This is a genomic window from Paenibacillus marchantiae (assembly GCF_028771845.1).
Taxonomy (GTDB): domain Bacteria; phylum Bacillota; class Bacilli; order Paenibacillales; family Paenibacillaceae; genus Paenibacillus; species Paenibacillus marchantiae.
This window is the reverse complement of record NZ_CP118270.1, coordinates 292,013-307,041: the sequence shown is the minus strand read 5'-3', so window position 1 is coordinate 307,041 and position 15,029 is coordinate 292,013. Positions and strand designations below refer to the sequence as shown.

The 15,029-nt window shown below is 45.4% G+C and carries 16 protein-coding genes, 1 rRNA gene and 1 pseudogene; 16 read left to right on the top strand and 2 right to left on the bottom strand.

The window, feature by feature from the left end; translation table 11 throughout:
• Window positions 1-132 precede the first annotated feature (132 nt).
• From rpmJ to PTQ21_RS01520, 12 genes and pseudogenes are all read left to right on the top strand, one after another.
• On the top strand, window positions 133-246 hold the full coding sequence (gene rpmJ, locus PTQ21_RS01575; protein ID WP_003333770.1) for a 50S ribosomal protein L36: 114 nt from the start codon (window positions 133-135) through the stop codon (window positions 244-246).
• A 20-nt stretch (window positions 247-266) separates the two neighbouring features.
• On the top strand, window positions 267-635 hold the full coding sequence (gene rpsM, locus PTQ21_RS01570; RefSeq protein WP_053779200.1) for a 30S ribosomal protein S13: 369 nt from the start codon (window positions 267-269) through the stop codon (window positions 633-635).
• A 19-nt stretch (window positions 636-654) separates the two neighbouring features.
• Entirely contained in the window at window positions 655-1,050 is a 396-nt protein-coding gene (gene rpsK / locus PTQ21_RS01565; RefSeq protein WP_017692100.1) for a 30S ribosomal protein S11, read from the top strand.
• 136 nt (window positions 1,051-1,186) lie between these two features.
• Window positions 1,187-2,131, top strand: a complete 945-nt coding sequence (locus PTQ21_RS01560; RefSeq protein WP_017692101.1) for a DNA-directed RNA polymerase subunit alpha — start codon at window positions 1,187-1,189, stop codon at window positions 2,129-2,131.
• A 34-nt stretch (window positions 2,132-2,165) separates the two neighbouring features.
• A complete protein-coding gene (gene rplQ, locus PTQ21_RS01555; protein ID WP_017692102.1) occupies window positions 2,166-2,531 on the top strand; it encodes a 50S ribosomal protein L17 in 366 nt (121 codons plus the stop codon).
• Window positions 2,532-2,690: 159 nt separating this feature from the next.
• A complete protein-coding gene (truA, locus tag PTQ21_RS01550) occupies window positions 2,691-3,464 on the top strand; it encodes a tRNA pseudouridine(38-40) synthase TruA (RefSeq protein ID WP_074096562.1) in 774 nt (257 codons plus the stop codon).
• A 205-nt stretch (window positions 3,465-3,669) separates the two neighbouring features.
• A complete protein-coding gene (rplM, locus tag PTQ21_RS01545; RefSeq protein ID WP_024633564.1) occupies window positions 3,670-4,107 on the top strand; it encodes a 50S ribosomal protein L13 in 438 nt (145 codons plus the stop codon).
• A 19-nt stretch (window positions 4,108-4,126) separates the two neighbouring features.
• Window positions 4,127-4,520 (top strand): annotated as a pseudogene (gene rpsI / locus PTQ21_RS01540) (30S ribosomal protein S9).
• Between the two features lie 670 nt (window positions 4,521-5,190).
• Entirely contained in the window at window positions 5,191-5,883 is a 693-nt protein-coding gene (locus PTQ21_RS01535) for a phosphoadenylyl-sulfate reductase (protein WP_063567430.1), read from the top strand.
• 85 nt (window positions 5,884-5,968) lie between these two features.
• Window positions 5,969-7,138: a sulfate adenylyltransferase gene (gene sat, locus PTQ21_RS01530; protein WP_079697656.1), complete on the top strand. Its 1,170-nt coding sequence runs from the start codon at window positions 5,969-5,971 to the stop codon at window positions 7,136-7,138.
• Window positions 7,139-7,206: 68 nt separating this feature from the next.
• Window positions 7,207-7,962: an N-acetylmuramoyl-L-alanine amidase CwlD gene (cwlD, locus tag PTQ21_RS01525; RefSeq protein WP_063567432.1), complete on the top strand. Its 756-nt coding sequence runs from the start codon at window positions 7,207-7,209 to the stop codon at window positions 7,960-7,962.
• 79 nt (window positions 7,963-8,041) lie between these two features.
• Complete coding sequence (locus PTQ21_RS01520) at window positions 8,042-9,142, top strand: Mrp/NBP35 family ATP-binding protein (RefSeq protein ID WP_063567433.1); 1,101 nt, start codon at window positions 8,042-8,044, stop codon at window positions 9,140-9,142.
• 97 nt (window positions 9,143-9,239) lie between these two features.
• On the opposite strand, the gene gerD is transcribed toward PTQ21_RS01520, so the two are convergent.
• Window positions 9,240-10,001 (bottom strand): spore germination lipoprotein GerD, encoded by a 762-nt coding sequence (gerD, locus tag PTQ21_RS01515; protein WP_063567434.1) that lies wholly within the window; start codon window positions 9,999-10,001, stop codon window positions 9,240-9,242.
• Window positions 10,002-10,126: 125 nt separating this feature from the next.
• Between gerD and PTQ21_RS01510 the strand changes: the two genes are divergently transcribed.
• Window positions 10,127-10,756, top strand: coding sequence for a KinB-signaling pathway activation protein (locus PTQ21_RS01510; protein WP_063567435.1), 630 nt, complete (start codon window positions 10,127-10,129; stop codon window positions 10,754-10,756).
• A gap of 140 nt (window positions 10,757-10,896) precedes the next feature.
• On the opposite strand, the gene pdaB is transcribed toward PTQ21_RS01510, so the two are convergent.
• Complete coding sequence (gene pdaB / locus PTQ21_RS01505) at window positions 10,897-11,673, bottom strand: polysaccharide deacetylase family sporulation protein PdaB (protein ID WP_063567436.1); 777 nt, start codon at window positions 11,671-11,673, stop codon at window positions 10,897-10,899.
• 121 nt (window positions 11,674-11,794) lie between these two features.
• Here pdaB and PTQ21_RS01500 point away from each other — a divergent pair, with 121 nt between their 5' ends.
• The 3 genes from PTQ21_RS01500 to PTQ21_RS01490 all read left to right on the top strand — a co-directional run bounded on the left by PTQ21_RS01500 (window position 11,795) and on the right by PTQ21_RS01490 (window position 14,951).
• Window positions 11,795-12,412 carry a stage II sporulation protein M gene (locus PTQ21_RS01500; protein ID WP_269055111.1) on the top strand — a complete coding sequence of 206 codons (618 nt, stop codon included), beginning with the start codon at window positions 11,795-11,797 and terminating at the stop codon, window positions 12,410-12,412.
• Between the two features lie 210 nt (window positions 12,413-12,622).
• Window positions 12,623-12,853 carry a hypothetical protein gene (locus tag PTQ21_RS01495; protein WP_017692114.1) on the top strand — a complete coding sequence of 77 codons (231 nt, stop codon included), beginning with the start codon at window positions 12,623-12,625 and terminating at the stop codon, window positions 12,851-12,853.
• A gap of 545 nt (window positions 12,854-13,398) precedes the next feature.
• A 16S ribosomal RNA gene (locus tag PTQ21_RS01490) occupies window positions 13,399-14,951 on the top strand.
• Window positions 14,952-15,029 lie beyond the last annotated feature (78 nt).

The following is a 15,029-nucleotide window of genomic DNA, read 5'->3' as shown; positions in this document are numbered from 1 at the left end:
CTGTGAAGCTTATGAAGCGGGTTTTGCCCGGCAAAACTTGCGAAAGCTTCGAAGCCGGTTTTACAATGGTAAAACAAGGTCAATGCTTACGAAGAGGGTTTTGCTTAGCAAAACTTTGAGGAGGTAATTCACATGAAGGTAAGACCTTCGGTCAAGCCGATTTGCGAAAAATGCAAAGTCATTCGCCGCAAAGGGAATGTTATGGTTATCTGTGAAAATCCGAAACACAAACAAAAACAAGGTTAAAGAAGGGGGTGTAGCGTAAAATGGCACGTATAGCTGGTGTGGATTTGCCACGTGATAAGCGCGTTGAGATCGCCTTGACTTATATTTTCGGAATCGGTAAAACGACTTCCCAGAAAATTCTGAGCACAACAGGCATCAATCGGGACACTCGTGTCCGTGATTTGACGGAAGATGAAGTCAGCAAATTGCGTGAAAGTATCGACAAAGAGGTCAAAGTAGAAGGTGACCTGCGTCGTGAAATCTCTTTGAATATTAAACGTTTGACGGAGATCGGTTGTTACCGTGGAGTTCGTCATCGTCGTGGTCTGCCTGTTCGTGGACAACGTACGAAAACGAATGCTCGTACTCGTAAAGGTCCTCGTCGTACTGTAGCGAACAAGAAGAAATAATAAGGGGGGATAAGAGAAAATGGCTAAACCGAAAAAAGTCGTACGTACTAAACGTCGTGACCGTAAAAATATTGAATCTGGCGTGGCACATATCCGCTCCACGTTCAATAACACTATCGTTACCATTACGGACCCTCACGGAAACGCAATTTCGTGGGCAAGCTCCGGCGGCCTCGGATTCAGAGGTTCCCGTAAATCGACTCCGTTTGCTGCACAAATGGCTGCTGAGACTGCTGCCAAAGCTGCAATGGAACATGGGATGAAAGCCGTTGAGGTTATGGTTAAAGGACCAGGCGCAGGCCGTGAAGCAGCGATCCGCTCTTTGCAAGCTGCTGGTCTTGAAGTTAACCTGATCAAAGACGTAACTCCAGTCCCGCATAACGGATGCCGTCCTCCAAAACGTCGTCGTGTCTAATGAGATTTGCCCCTGCGTGTGGTATATTTCCGGCACAATCTGCTAATAATGGTTGTTTAGGCATACTACTACATGTTTTCGCAAGAGAAGGTAAATGTTTCATAGAGGACCGACGTTTTGAAGGAGGGGTATTGCAGTGATTGAAATCGAAAAGCCGAAAATTGAGACGGTAGACGTCAACGATGATGGCACCTATGGGAAATTCGTAGTAGAACCGCTGGAGCGCGGATACGGTACGACGCTTGGAAACTCGCTTCGCCGAATCTTGCTCTCGTCACTGCCGGGTGCGGCAGTGTCTTCGGTTCAAATCGATGGCGTTCTGCATGAATTTGCTACAGTTCCTGGCGTAATGGAAGATGTTACGGAGGTCATTCTTAACCTGAAAGCTTTGTCGCTTAAAATTCATTCTGATGAGGAGAAAGTGCTCGAGATTGATGCTGAAGGCGAAGGAGCAATTACGGCTGGAGATATCCGTGCTGACTCCGATGTGGAAATTCTTAACCCGGATTTGCACATTGCTACGCTCGGACCAGGTTCGAGACTTCACATGCGTATTTTTGCCAATCGCGGTCGCGGCTACGTCCAGGCAGATCGGAATAAACGCGATGACCAGCCGATCGGCGTCATCCCAGTCGATTCCATCTTCACCCCGATCAGCCGCGTTAACTACGCTGTGGAAAATACGCGTGTCGGCCAAGTAACCAACTATGACAAGCTCACGTTGGAAGTTTGGACTGACGGAAGTATTCGTCCTGAAGAGGCTGTAAGCCTTGGCGCTAAAATTTTGACCGAGCATCTGATGCTCTTCGTGGGTCTTACAGACGAAGCGAAAGATGCAGAGATTATGGTCGAAAAAGAAGAAGACAAAAAAGAAAAAGTACTCGAAATGACGATCGAAGAGCTGGATCTCTCTGTTCGTTCCTACAACTGCCTCAAACGTGCCGGTATTAATACCGTACAAGAGCTGACTACGAAAACAGAAGAAGACATGATGAAAGTCCGTAACCTCGGACGCAAGTCTTTGGAAGAAGTTCAAGAGAAGCTTGAGGAACTTGGTTTGGGACTCCGTACAGAAGAATAGACAGCCGAGTGCTTGAAGTGAAGGAGGGAAAACAATGGCATACCAAAAGTTGGGCCGTAATTCCAGCGCACGTAAAGCTTTGTTCCGTGACCTGGTAACCGACCTGTTCTTATACGAACGCATTCAGACAACTGAAGCGAAAGCAAAAGAGGTTCGTTCTATTGCTGAAAAACTGATCACTAAAGCGAAAAAGGGAGATCTTCATGCCCGTCGCCAAGTGGCAGCTTATGTTCGCCGCGAAACTATCGATGGTGAGCAAGATGCAATCCAAAAACTGTTTAGCGAATTGTCCGGTCGTTACGCTGAGCGTCCAGGTGGATACACTCGTATCTTGAAACTGGGACCTCGTCGTGGTGACGCAGCGCCAATGGTTTACTTGGAACTGGTAGACCGCGCGTAAAACAGATGAGATGAGGAAAGGGGACAGAATCAACGATTCTGGATTAACCCTTTTTTTCTCTTCATTTCGGAATTCGTGCTGTAATAGAAGCTCCGTAAGGGGCTTCTTTTGCTGTTCGGGATAGGGATATGTATAGTATGGAACAAAGGTGTGGTAATAATGCGGAACTTATGTATGACGTTAACTTATGATGGCACTGCCTATTTCGGCTTCCAAGTACAGCCGGGTGGGAATACCATTCAGGATCATCTTGAAGATGCGATTCGTGCTTTAACCGGTGAGAAGGTTAAAATTACAGGTTCAGGCCGAACAGATGCAGGTGTTCACGCCCGCAGACAAATCTTCAATTTTCCTACGGAGTCCCAGATCCCGATTGAACGTTGGTGTATTGCACTCAACTCCAGATTACCCTCCGATATTGTCGTTATTGATGCGATTGAAGTTTCGGCTGATTTTCATTCTCGCTATGCAGCGAAAAAGAAAACGTATCGTTATACAGTCAATGCGAATCAATTTCCGGATGTATTCAACAGAAGACTGCAATATCATCATCATGCGAAGCTTGATATTATGGCAATGCAGGAGGGCTTACGACATTTCATAGGGACGTATGATTTTACCTCTTTTGCTTCACGCAAGTCTCAGAAAGAGAATCATGTCCGTTCGGTGTACGAAGCATGGATGGAAGTGGACCGATCAATGTGCAGAGACCATCCGCGCGATCAGGGTGTCATTCACATTTATTTGAGTGGTAACGGCTTTTTGCAGCATATGGTTCGTATCATTGTAGGTACACTGCTGGAGATCGGAGAGGGCAAACGGAAAGCCTCTGATGTACCAAATATGATTGCTGCATGTAATCGATCTGCTGCAGGACCTACTGCAGTTAGCTGCGGTTTAATGCTCTGGGATCTTGAATACAAAAAAGATTAAATTTGGTGAGTGAAAAGCTTAATTAACACTTGCGATTTAATCGCCTATCATGTAATATAAAAGTTGTGTTTTCTTAATGGCTTTCCCACAGCCCCAATTAAGAGGTTCACATCAAATTTACAATCCATCAACACCTAAAGTTATAACTTAACGAACGAAGATAAATGAAAATGATGATTTTGAACATTTTAAGGAGGAACTTTTCATGCGTACTACGTACATGGCGAAGCCTAACGAAGTTGAGCGCCAATGGCACATCATTGATGCTGAAGGCAAAACCCTCGGACGTTTGGCGAGCGAAGCGGCAGCTTTGATTCGCGGCAAACACAAGCCACAATTCACTCCACATGTGGACACTGGCGATTTCGTTGTTATCATCAATGCTGAGAAAATCGTATTGACTGGTAAGAAAATGCAAGGTAAAAAATACTACCGTCACTCAATGCACCCAGGTGGTTTGAAAGTAACTACAGCTGAAGAGATGGTTAAAAACAAACCTGAGCGTATGTTGGAATTGGCTGTTCGCGGTATGCTTCCTAAAACTCGCATGGGCGAGAAAATGAAGTTGAGACTTAAAGCGTACAGAGGCACTGAGCATCCACATGCAGCACAAAAACCAGAAGTTTACGAACTTCGCGGTTAATTAAAAGGAGGACAGTTTCATGGCACAAGTACAATACTATGGGACAGGTCGTCGTAAACATTCGGTAGCACGTGTTCGCCTTGTACCGGGTGAAGGACGCATTGTCATCAATAAACGTGATATTAATGAATACTTCGGTTTGGAAACACTCAAACTGGATCGTAAAACAACCACTGAACTTGACAGAAACGCTCAACAACTATGACGTTCTTGTTATTGCTCATGGTGGCGGAATCTCCGGTCAAGCCGGCGCAATCCGTCATGGTATCTCCCGCGCTCTGTTGAAAGCAGATCCGGAATACCGTGCTTCCCTGAAAAAAGCAGGATTCCTGACTCGTGACCCACGGATGAAAGAGCGTAAAAAATACGGTCTCAAAGCCGCACGTCGCGCACCTCAGTTCTCCAAACGTTAATATGCATTACAAGCCTTTGGCCTCGGTCAAAGGCTTTTTTGTATTTACAGATCAATAGGTGTATTAAATGTTCTTTACTTTAGAAGATGCACCAAAGTAGCTTCGGGTTCCTCTGTATCGGTTAAAGTTTCTTCCTCCAGCTAATACTCCAGTAAACGCAACCCTCCTATAGCACAAAGATCAAATTTGCAGGTTAGGAACATCATAATGGTTGTAATCATTCATTTTTCATTCTCAATTTTCATCAGTTTTTCTTATGGTTTTGATAAAGGTCCCTTACAATTGAAGAATAGGATTCCCGCATTTATCTCATTATTAAATCCTTCTCGTTTTTCTATATTCCTTCGATTCTATAGAGTTATTCTATACATCGTTTTATCAAATTGGCACCATAAACCCAGCAGTGGCAAAGGATTTCATGACGAAGAGATAAGGATAAAATAAAAGTCGAAGACGTTACACATGGATGCTTTTATCCACAAATCGTTTAAATGCATAATTAACACCAAATTATATTCAAAACGAACAACAAAAAAATGGGCCGAAACTGATGTTTTTTACCATATGGCAGGCATTGACATCCCCCATGAAAGATTTATACTATACATAATTCATATTAGATTAGTCGGCTTTAGTGATTGTTGAAATGCAGAATGGGGGAAATGCAGACATGAACTTGTTGGAGAAAGAAGAACTTGCACGGACGAAGGCTGAAGAATTGGAAAACGCAAGTCCAGAGGATATTATTCGTTATGCTATTGAGACGTTTCCAAATATCACTTTTGCATGCAGCTTCGGTGCGGAGGATGTTGTACTTGTAGATATGCTTCAGAAGATTAGCCCATCCACGGATATATTTTATCTAGATACTGATTTTCATTTTAAGGAGACATACGAAACTCGTGACAAAATGAAAGAGAAATACAATCTTGATTTTGTACGTGTGGCTCCGAAAATTACTCCGGAGGAGCAGGCAGCTCAACATGGAGAACAATTGTGGAAGTCGGATCCTAATGCTTGCTGTAATATTCGGAAGGTTGAGCCGCTGACACGTATTCTATCCCAGTATGATGCATGGATTACCGGTATTCGGAGAGATCAAGCACCGACACGTGCAAATTCCAAAAAGGTCGAATATGATGCTAAGTTTGGACTTATGAAGTTCAACCCGATTGCACATTGGACTACAGAGGATGTATGGGATTATATTCGTGTTAATAATGTTGTGTACAATCCGCTGCATGATCAAAATTACCCGAGTATCGGTTGTGAGTATTGCACACGTCAGGTTATGCCAGGAGAAGATCCACGTGCGGGACGCTGGTCTGGGAACGAAAAAACGGAATGTGGTCTTCATAAATAATTTATTCAGAATAAGTGATGGACTTAATAATGCACTAGAATCATTCTTGATGATATAAAAAATGGTGAAACAGGGAGCTGACAAGATGACTTCGATTCTGCCTCATGGAGGTACGCTGATACAGCGTGTCGTACAAGGAGAAGAACGGGAACAATTATTACGAGAGAGTGAGAAACTGTCCTCTTTACGTATTAACAGCTGGACAATTTCGGATTTGGATCTCATTGGTGTGGGTGCATTCTCACCGCTTCAAGGTTTCATGAATGAAGAAGACTATCTTTCAGTTATATCTCGTATGCGTCTTGCTGACGGAACAGTCTGGAGTATCCCCATTACCTTAGCTGTAGATGAGCAGCAGGCTGCATCACTCCAGATCGGTGAGACTGTGGCACTTATTGGCGATAATGACGGAGTAACCTATGGATTGCTGGAAGTGAAGAGCTTATATAAAGTAGATCAGGGTGAAGAAGCACGTCGTGTCTTCAAGACGGATGATCCAGAGCACCCGGGTGTGAAGAAACTGCTGGAACGACCTGCAACGTATGTAGGAGGTCCAATTCAAGTGCTGAATCGTCCCAAACCGGCCAAGTTCGAACAGTTCTATTATGATCCTGCTGAGACACGGAAAACGTTCCAGGATAAGGGCTGGAAGACGGTTGTTGGCTTTCAGACACGTAATCCGGTCCATCGTGCCCATGAGTACATTCAGAAGAGTGCAATGGAGATTGTGGACGCCCTGTTCTTAAATCCGCTTGTAGGCGAAACGAAGTCTGATGACGTGCCTGCCGATGTACGAATGAAGAGTTATCTGGTTTTGCTGGAGAACTATTATCCGGCTGATCGTGCGTTTCTAGGCGTATTTCCGGCAGCTATGCGGTATGCTGGTCCAAGAGAGGCCATTTTCCACGCGATGGTACGTAAAAATTATGGTTGTACTCACTTTATTGTAGGTCGCGACCATGCAGGTGTGGGTGACTACTACGGAACGTATGAAGCGCAGGAGATCTTTACTAACTTCACACCGGAAGAACTCGGTATCACGCCTTTGTTCTTTGAACATAGTTTTTTCTGCACCAAATGTGGCAACATGGCATCAAGCAAAACCTGCCCGCATGATAAAGAACACCACATGGCTCTGTCTGGCACGAAAGTACGTGGCTTGCTACGAGATGGCCAATGCCCTCCACCTGAATTTACGCGCCCAGAGGTAGCTGAGGTGCTGATTGAAGGAATGGCAGAGCAAGTCCGCTCCTAACGGTATATTTGTCCATCTTGTCCCATATAGATGATTAGAGTCATTTAAAGGGACGAGGTGGTTTTTTTATGCGTAAAAATATGGGGAAGCACTTTGTGATCTGGATTAGGTTACGCACCATGAAGAGGGTCATGTTAAGCCTTTGTTTGCTTGCCATGTTTGTGGCGGTGGTGACTTATGAGTTGCCCTCCTCCAAAATGTCCGGTTACTGGGGGCTGCCATTAGCGGGAAAAGTCATTGCCATTGATGCAGGACATGGTGGGCCAGATGGGGGAGCAGTGAGTAAGCAGGGAGTCATTGAGAAAGATATCAATTTATCCATTGCGCTGTACGTACGAGATTATCTGCAGCAAGCAGGGGCCTTGGTTGTGATGACCCGAGAAATAGACACCGATTTGGCTGCTTCAGATACGAAAGGTTACTCCAAACGCAAGACGGAAGATCTGAAACAAAGAGTAAGAAGAATCGAGGATAAGCAGGCAGATCTCTTTATCAGCATTCATATGAACAGTGTACCTTCGAACCGCTGGAGTGGCGCTCAAGTTTTTTATACACCCAATCATCCCGATAATGCAGGATTAGCCAATCTGCTTCAGCAAGAAATGATTCGTAATCTGGAAAATACAGATCGAATCGCGAAAACGGTAAATACCGTTTATTTGCTCCAGGCGTTAAAAATTCCCTCGGCACTGGTGGAGGTAGGGTTCCTTTCTCACCCGGAAGAGGCGCGTCTTCTTGCAGATGAAACCTATCAGCGTAAAGTGGCTGCATCCATCTATAACGGGATTCTCCGTTATTCGTCAGGAGAACGTCCTAAAAGTTAGTCACAATGAGAAAGGTAATGATATAATTGAATCAGCATACCTAATTACATGCCAATAGATAAAGCTGAGGTGCTGTCTGATGTTATCAAAAGAACAGATACTTGAACTATTGCAGCCGTTGCAGGAACCGCAATTGGGCGTAAGTTTGACTGAACTGCAGTGGGTCCGTGATGTCATGGTTAAAGAAAATCATGTTGCTCTTACTATGGTGACGCTGGAGAACCGCACAGAGGATACAACTGCTCTAAGCGATGCCGCGCGCAACCTGTTGTCCCAACACGGAGTGAATGATGTACATATTCGTCTGCGTGCAGCGTCAGAGCATGAGCGTGAGAGCCTGAACATAGGACAAGCGGATCATGAGGAAGACCAGGACGAAGTGCTTGTCAAAGGCCATGCAGCAGGGCTGGACGGACATGAGTTGTTAAGTCCTGAATCCGGCGTACGTTTTATTGCTGTTGCTAGTGGTAAAGGCGGCGTCGGCAAATCGACGGTAACCGTTAATTTGGCTGCAGCTCTGGCACGTCAAGGCAAGAAGGTTGGCTTGATTGATGCAGATATATATGGCTTCAGTGTACCTGACATGATGGGAATTGAGGAATATCCAGTCGTTGAGGACGGGGTTATCCAACCCGTTGAGCGTTTCGGTGTAAAAGTGATGTCGATGGGATTCTTTATTCGAGAGAATAACCCGGTGATCTGGCGTGGACCTATGTTGGGGCGGATGTTGCGCCAATTCTTTACCGATGTAAACTGGGGAGAGTTGGATTATATGCTGCTTGATCTGCCTCCGGGTACGGGGGATGTCGCACTAGACGTACACCAGATGCTGCCTCACAGCAAAGAAATCATCGTTACAACACCTCATGCAACCGCTGCCTTTGTAGCTGCACGTGCAGGTGCCATGGCCATTCAGACGGAACATGAGCTGCTTGGTGTGGTAGAGAACATGGCTTATTATGAATGCAGCAAATGCGGAGAGAAAGATTATGTATTTGGACGGGGCGGTGGGGGTACTCTTGCCGAGAGTCTTCATACAGAGCTGCTTGCGCAGATTCCACTGGGAGCGCCGGATAATCATATTTCGGAGCCGGATTTTTCACCATCCGTGTATAAAGCGGATTCAAGCATCGGTGCGATCTACGACGAGGTTGCCCAAACTGTTGATGCCAAGTTTTAAATTTTCTAATGACGTAAAATATATAAAAAGGCCCACATCCATGGATGTGGGCTTTTTTTCAACATGTGATAACTTTTAACTTTGAAGTATGATCAACTTACGATCCTCCATTACTTCCGTCGCCACCACTGTTACCATCACTACTACCGTCACTGCTGCCACTTCCGCCATCCCCATTGTCGTCTTTGCTTTGGCCCTCCTGTTTGCCGCCTTGTTCTGTTTTGGGTTGCAACTCATCCTGTACTACCTTTTTAAGCAAAGTCAGCACTTCCATCCGGAATAAAGGATTTTGCATGACTTCCTGCATAACGGTCATCGTTTGTTTACGATATTCTGGCGTTTTGGTCATATCCATGAACATCTTGGACACTTCAGGAGATTTCATGACATCCCCAATGGATTTTTGATACGTTGGATCTTTGATTAATTGCATATGCAGTTGCTTGCTTTGGGAGTTGATCACTTTGGCGAATTCACCTGCAAACTGTGGATCCGTCATAATTTTCTCGAATTCCTTCTGGTATTCAGGAGCCGTGATGGTATCTTTTACAGCTATACGTATTTGTTCTGAAGATTGCATAGGCATTAACATTTTCATACCCACTGTTCCAGATCCACCGCCAGAAGCTCCACTTTGGCCAGAAGCGCCGCCTTCGCCACCACCAGAAGAACTTTGTCCAGTGAGAGCTTCCTCGACCGCCTTTTTACCTTCGTCACTTTTGAGAATATCCACGACCATCGTTTTCATCTCTTTATAACCGCCCTGAGGAGGCGAATAATTCTGATCTGAGCCACAGCCGGCGAGCATGACGGATAGTCCAAGTACGACACAGCATAACTGCCACAAAGGCCGTTTCATGTGCACAACCCCTCCTTGATTAGATACTGGATGTAGTATGTGATGGGAAACCGCTAAATATGTTGAATGATGATGGTTTTTTGCTGTGAAGGTTGGTAAAATAAACTCTCGGGGGTGGAAAACATTTGAATTTACGTAAATGGTTTTTCCTATTTTGGTCAGCCTTGCTTATAGGGGCTGCAGGATCATTAGTGACGGGTCTAATTATGATGCTGGTTAATGGAGAAAAAACGAATGGAATGACCGATTTTCTAATTTATCTCCTGATCTTGTTTGGTTCCGGTATTATGATTAGCGTGTATTCGCAAATGGGTTTTTTCGCATACTTGATATTGAACTATATGGGCAAAGGTGTATTTTCGAAACGCAGTTGGCAAATTGTACAGATTGTTCTAACCGTTTTGGCATTGCTTGATGTCATGTTTTTACGTTTGTTTGTTGGTGGGGAACGAGAACGGCTATCCGATATTGTGCTTGGAATCATTATTTTGGCAGCTGGAATTGTTACCGCTTACGTAAAGGTGAAAAAGACACATATTTCGGCGCTGGTGCCTACACTCTTTTTCATGGTGGCTGTTACCGTGGTGGAAACGATCGGTGTGCTGCGAATTGATGTGAATGCGGCTACCATCTTTATTGTGGTTCCACTGTTAATCTGTAATGCATACCAAATGCTGATATTGCACAGGCTGGTAGATGGGTCCATGGAGCAGCGGGTGAGTGGAAAGACCGAGGTACAAGAAAGTCATGCGTAGCGATTATCTTAAAAAAAACGCCAAAAAGAGCTAACCTGGTTAGCTCTTTTCATTTATGGCGCTTCAGCGCCTTTTTACAAGGCATGGAGTACAGAAGGGAAGTATACAGTTTGCCTCAGCAATACTGCTTTAATTCATGTTTACTGTGCACTGGCTTGGTCGCGAACTTCCGTACCTTTGACACTTGAATGGTTAAGCAGCTCAGAAACCGTCACGAATTCATACCCTTGATTTTTTAACTTGTCGATAATGACGGGTAATGCTTCATGCGTTTGTTTCGAGGAATCACTAGCGTGCAGCAGCACAATGTCACCAGGATGCGCCTTGCTAACTACACGATCAACAATGGTCTGTACACCAGGGTTCTTCCAATCCTGCGAATCGGTGTCCCATTGGACAACCTGATAATTCAGACTGCTGGCAACCTGGAGAACACGTTTGTCAAAGTCGCCATTAGGTAGACGCAGCAATTTCGGTTCTTTTCCCGTTAAATCGGTTAAAATGCTATGAGCTGTCGAAATTTCCTTGCGGATTTCCTCTTCAGTCAGGCTGCTGTAATTATCATGCTTGTGACCATGGCTGCCGATTTCGTATCCTGCGTCTTTGATGGCTGTTACAATCTCGGGGTGTGTCTTACTCCAGGGGGAGGACAAGAAGAAAGTGGCCTTCTGAACTTTATTTTCTTGGAGGACCTTCAGAATAGGCTCTGTCCTTTTATCTCCCCAGCTAATGTCAAAGGTGAGTGCAATAACCTTCTTCTCGGTTGGAACGCTGTATACGGCGGATGGTGCATCCTCCGAGAATACAGAAATATTGCCGCTCTCCAGATAAATAATCCCGATAGCAAAGACGGCAGCAACCAGCACAATCAGGAAACGTTTGATCTTTTTGCCGCTAAATACATAGAACGAGTTCATTTCAATAAGCGCCCCTCTCCCATAAGAAATGCTTGTTTACTCTCCAATGTATGCTCGTACCTCGCAGTTATTCGTATCAGACGTTTGTTTGTCCAACATCTTGGTTCCACAGGAGGATATTATGTTAAAATTCAGTACATTTCTTAGAGCTTTAGGTTCCATTCGTGGTGCATTAATCTGGTCGATCGTATTGTTTGTTGTTGGAATAGGCACGGGATGGGTGAGTACAGGAACACTTGAGGATATATTGTTGAATCAAATCGGGGGACTAAGGGAGGTTAGTGAGCGGCTGGAGCAGGGGAACAATGTGCAATGGAACTTCTTCCTCTTTATCTTTTTCAATAACGCCATCAAAAGTGTACTCGTGATCTATGCCGGTATCTTCTTTGGCATTCTGCCTGTCGTTTTCCTGTTAATCAATGGCATGGTTATCGGTTTTCTGGTACACACCACAATGAACTATGGGGCCAGCTTCTTTGATATTGTTGTAAAAGGACTTCTTCCACATGGCATTATTGAAATTCCGGTAATTATTATCGCTTGTGCATTCGGTTTAAGGTTTGGTGGATTAGCTCTCAAAAGTCTTGGTCAATTTGGCGGGGAGAAACGAAATACGATTGGTAGCCAATGGAGTGCGTTTATGCGCACAACGGTAACTGCATCCTGCTGGATTGTTATTTTGCTACTTGTTGCAGCGATTATTGAAAGTACACTTACCTACAGCCTGGTGCGAGGATAAATTTGTATGGGATGACATTCATAAATTTTCAGAAAGTTGACCATAACAATAAAACGGGTTTCAATAGCAACCACCAAAGGACAAATAAAGATGATCCTGGGTTTGCTACTAAAACCGGCGCTGTCCGATATATAGCCTGAATTAAAGGGGCTCGAATATGACATACACTGGGACACGCCATTATCCATATGCAGAAAAAGGAGAACTCTAATGCTGGGTATGCTGTTTAACGAGAAGGAATGCAAGGAACTGGATTATGTATTGCGCAAAGAGCTTGATGAAATGTTGTTCGACTTAAGTGACAACCGTCTCGATCAAGAAATTAAATACGCCATAGCGAGTCGCTACAAGACTGTGTTCCGTATGTATGCGCGTTTTGCGCCACCCAAAGAGTTATCCAAATATGCTAGAGGCGGCAAACTAAAAAAATCCAAGCCATAATGATGTGGTCAGTGGGATGCTGAAGTTCACCATATAAGAGAGGTGCGGCCCGTAAAGCCAGCGCTGTACCTCAGACACCATGAATCAGTAATAGGTAGAATAGGCGGCTTTGAAAAGGGATATGAAACATTTTGTCGAAAAAGGGTTGACCTTTTTTGTTCAATATGATAAATTAATTTTCGTTCCTTTTTTAAGGAAAAGTTAACCGAAACAAGCACTGGAATAAAGCGATTGAAAATAAATCGAAAAAAAGTGCTTGCAAAGTAAACTTAAACATGATATATTATAAAAGTCGCCGCTGAAAATACGGTGACAAAGAAAACAGAAACAAATTGAATGTTTGATCTTTGAAAACTGAACAACGAGTGAGTAACGATCTTGCTTGCAAGATCGACGCTGAGAAATTGGTACACGTCTTCGGACTGTATGATTTCAAAGCAAAACAATGAGATTTTTAATCTCGTCAGTTTCAAAATGAGCTTATCGCTCTTTTCAATACCACCGATGATTTTCATAGCGTCTAACCACGCTGCTGAAATTCATCTTTATTGGAGAGTTTGATCCTGGCTCAGGACGAACGCTGGCGGCATGCCTAATACATGCAAGTCGAGCGGACTTGAAGAGAAGCTTGCTTCTCTGATAGTTAGCGGCGGACGGGTGAGTAACACGTAGGCAACCTGCCCTCAAGTTTGGGACAACTACCGGAAACGGTAGCTAATACCGAATAGTTGTTTTCTTCTCCTGAAGAGAACTGGAAAGACGGAGCAATCTGTCACTTGGGGATGGGCCTGCGGCGCATTAGCTAGTTGGTGGGGTAACGGCTCACCAAGGCGACGATGCGTAGCCGACCTGAGAGGGTGATCGGCCACACTGGGACTGAGACACGGCCCAGACTCCTACGGGAGGCAGCAGTAGGGAATCTTCCGCAATGGGCGAAAGCCTGACGGAGCAATGCCGCGTGAGTGATGAAGGTTTTCGGATCGTAAAGCTCTGTTGCCAGGGAAGAACGCTTGGGAGAGTAACTGCTCTCAAGGTGACGGTACCTGAGAAGAAAGCCCCGGCTAACTACGTGCCAGCAGCCGCGGTAATACGTAGGGGGCAAGCGTTGTCCGGAATTATTGGGCGTAAAGCGCGCGCAGGCGGTCATTTAAGTCTGGTGTTTAATCCCGGGGCTCAACCCCGGATCGCACTGGAAACTGGGTGACTTGAGTGCAGAAGAGGAGAGTGGAATTCCACGTGTAGCGGTGAAATGCGTAGATATGTGGAGGAACACCAGTGGCGAAGGCGACTCTCTGGGCTGTAACTGACGCTGAGGCGCGAAAGCGTGGGGAGCAAACAGGATTAGATACCCTGGTAGTCCACGCCGTAAACGATGAGTGCTAGGTGTTAGGGGTTTCGATACCCTTGGTGCCGAAGTTAACACATTAAGCACTCCGCCTGGGGAGTACGGTCGCAAGACTGAAACTCAAAGGAATTGACGGGGACCCGCACAAGCAGTGGAGTATGTGGTTTAATTCGAAGCAACGCGAAGAACCTTACCAGGTCTTGACATCTGAATGACCGGTGCAGAGATGTACCTTTTCTTCGGAACATTCAAGACAGGTGGTGCATGGTTGTCGTCAGCTCGTGTCGTGAGATGTTGGGTTAAGTCCCGCAACGAGCGCAACCCTTATATTTAGTTGCCAGCACTTCGGGTGGGCACTCTAGATAGACTGCCGGTGACAAACCGGAGGAAGGTGGGGATGACGTCAAATCATCATGCCCCTTATGACCTGGGCTACACACGTACTACAATGGCCGGTACAACGGGCTGCGAAATCGCGAGATGGAGCCAATCCCAACAAAGCCGGTCTCAGTTCGGATTGCAGGCTGCAACTCGCCTGCATGAAGTCGGAATTGCTAGTAATCGCGGATCAGCATGCCGCGGTGAATACGTTCCCGGGTCTTGTACACACCGCCCGTCACACCACGAGAGTTTATAACACCCGAAGTCGGTGGGGTAACCGCAAGGAGCCAGCCGCCGAAGGTGGGATAGATGATTGGGGTGAAGTCGTAACAAGGTAGCCGTATCGGAAGGTGCGGCTGGATCACCTCCTTTCTATGGAGAATCGTTTCCCGAGTGGAAACATTCAAATACAAAATCTAGCCAGGTCGGCTAGTTACTCACTCGTTGCTC

Bases quoted from the DNA above. Each gene is read 5' to 3' on its own strand.
- pdaB (WP_063567436.1), bottom strand. From the start codon at position 11,673: ATGAACTCGTTCTATGTATTTAGCGGCAAAAAGATCAAACGTTTCCTG.
- rplQ (WP_017692102.1), top strand. From the start codon at position 2,166: ATGGCATACCAAAAGTTGGGCCGTAATTCCAGCGCACGTAAAGCTTTG.
- gerD (WP_063567434.1), bottom strand. From the start codon at position 10,001: ATGAAACGGCCTTTGTGGCAGTTATGCTGTGTCGTACTTGGACTATCC.
- truA (WP_074096562.1), top strand. From the start codon at position 2,691: ATGCGGAACTTATGTATGACGTTAACTTATGATGGCACTGCCTATTTC.
- sat (WP_079697656.1), top strand. From the start codon at position 5,969: ATGACTTCGATTCTGCCTCATGGAGGTACGCTGATACAGCGTGTCGTA.
- PTQ21_RS01495 (WP_017692114.1), top strand. From the start codon at position 12,623: ATGCTGGGTATGCTGTTTAACGAGAAGGAATGCAAGGAACTGGATTAT.
- PTQ21_RS01535 (WP_063567430.1), top strand. From the start codon at position 5,191: ATGAACTTGTTGGAGAAAGAAGAACTTGCACGGACGAAGGCTGAAGAA.
- rplM (WP_024633564.1), top strand. From the start codon at position 3,670: ATGCGTACTACGTACATGGCGAAGCCTAACGAAGTTGAGCGCCAATGG.
- rpmJ (WP_003333770.1), top strand. From the start codon at position 133: ATGAAGGTAAGACCTTCGGTCAAGCCGATTTGCGAAAAATGCAAAGTC.
- cwlD (WP_063567432.1), top strand. From the start codon at position 7,207: ATGCGTAAAAATATGGGGAAGCACTTTGTGATCTGGATTAGGTTACGC.
- rpsM (WP_053779200.1), top strand. From the start codon at position 267: ATGGCACGTATAGCTGGTGTGGATTTGCCACGTGATAAGCGCGTTGAG.
- PTQ21_RS01500 (WP_269055111.1), top strand. From the start codon at position 11,795: ATGTTAAAATTCAGTACATTTCTTAGAGCTTTAGGTTCCATTCGTGGT.
- PTQ21_RS01520 (WP_063567433.1), top strand. From the start codon at position 8,042: ATGTTATCAAAAGAACAGATACTTGAACTATTGCAGCCGTTGCAGGAA.
- rpsK (WP_017692100.1), top strand. From the start codon at position 655: ATGGCTAAACCGAAAAAAGTCGTACGTACTAAACGTCGTGACCGTAAA.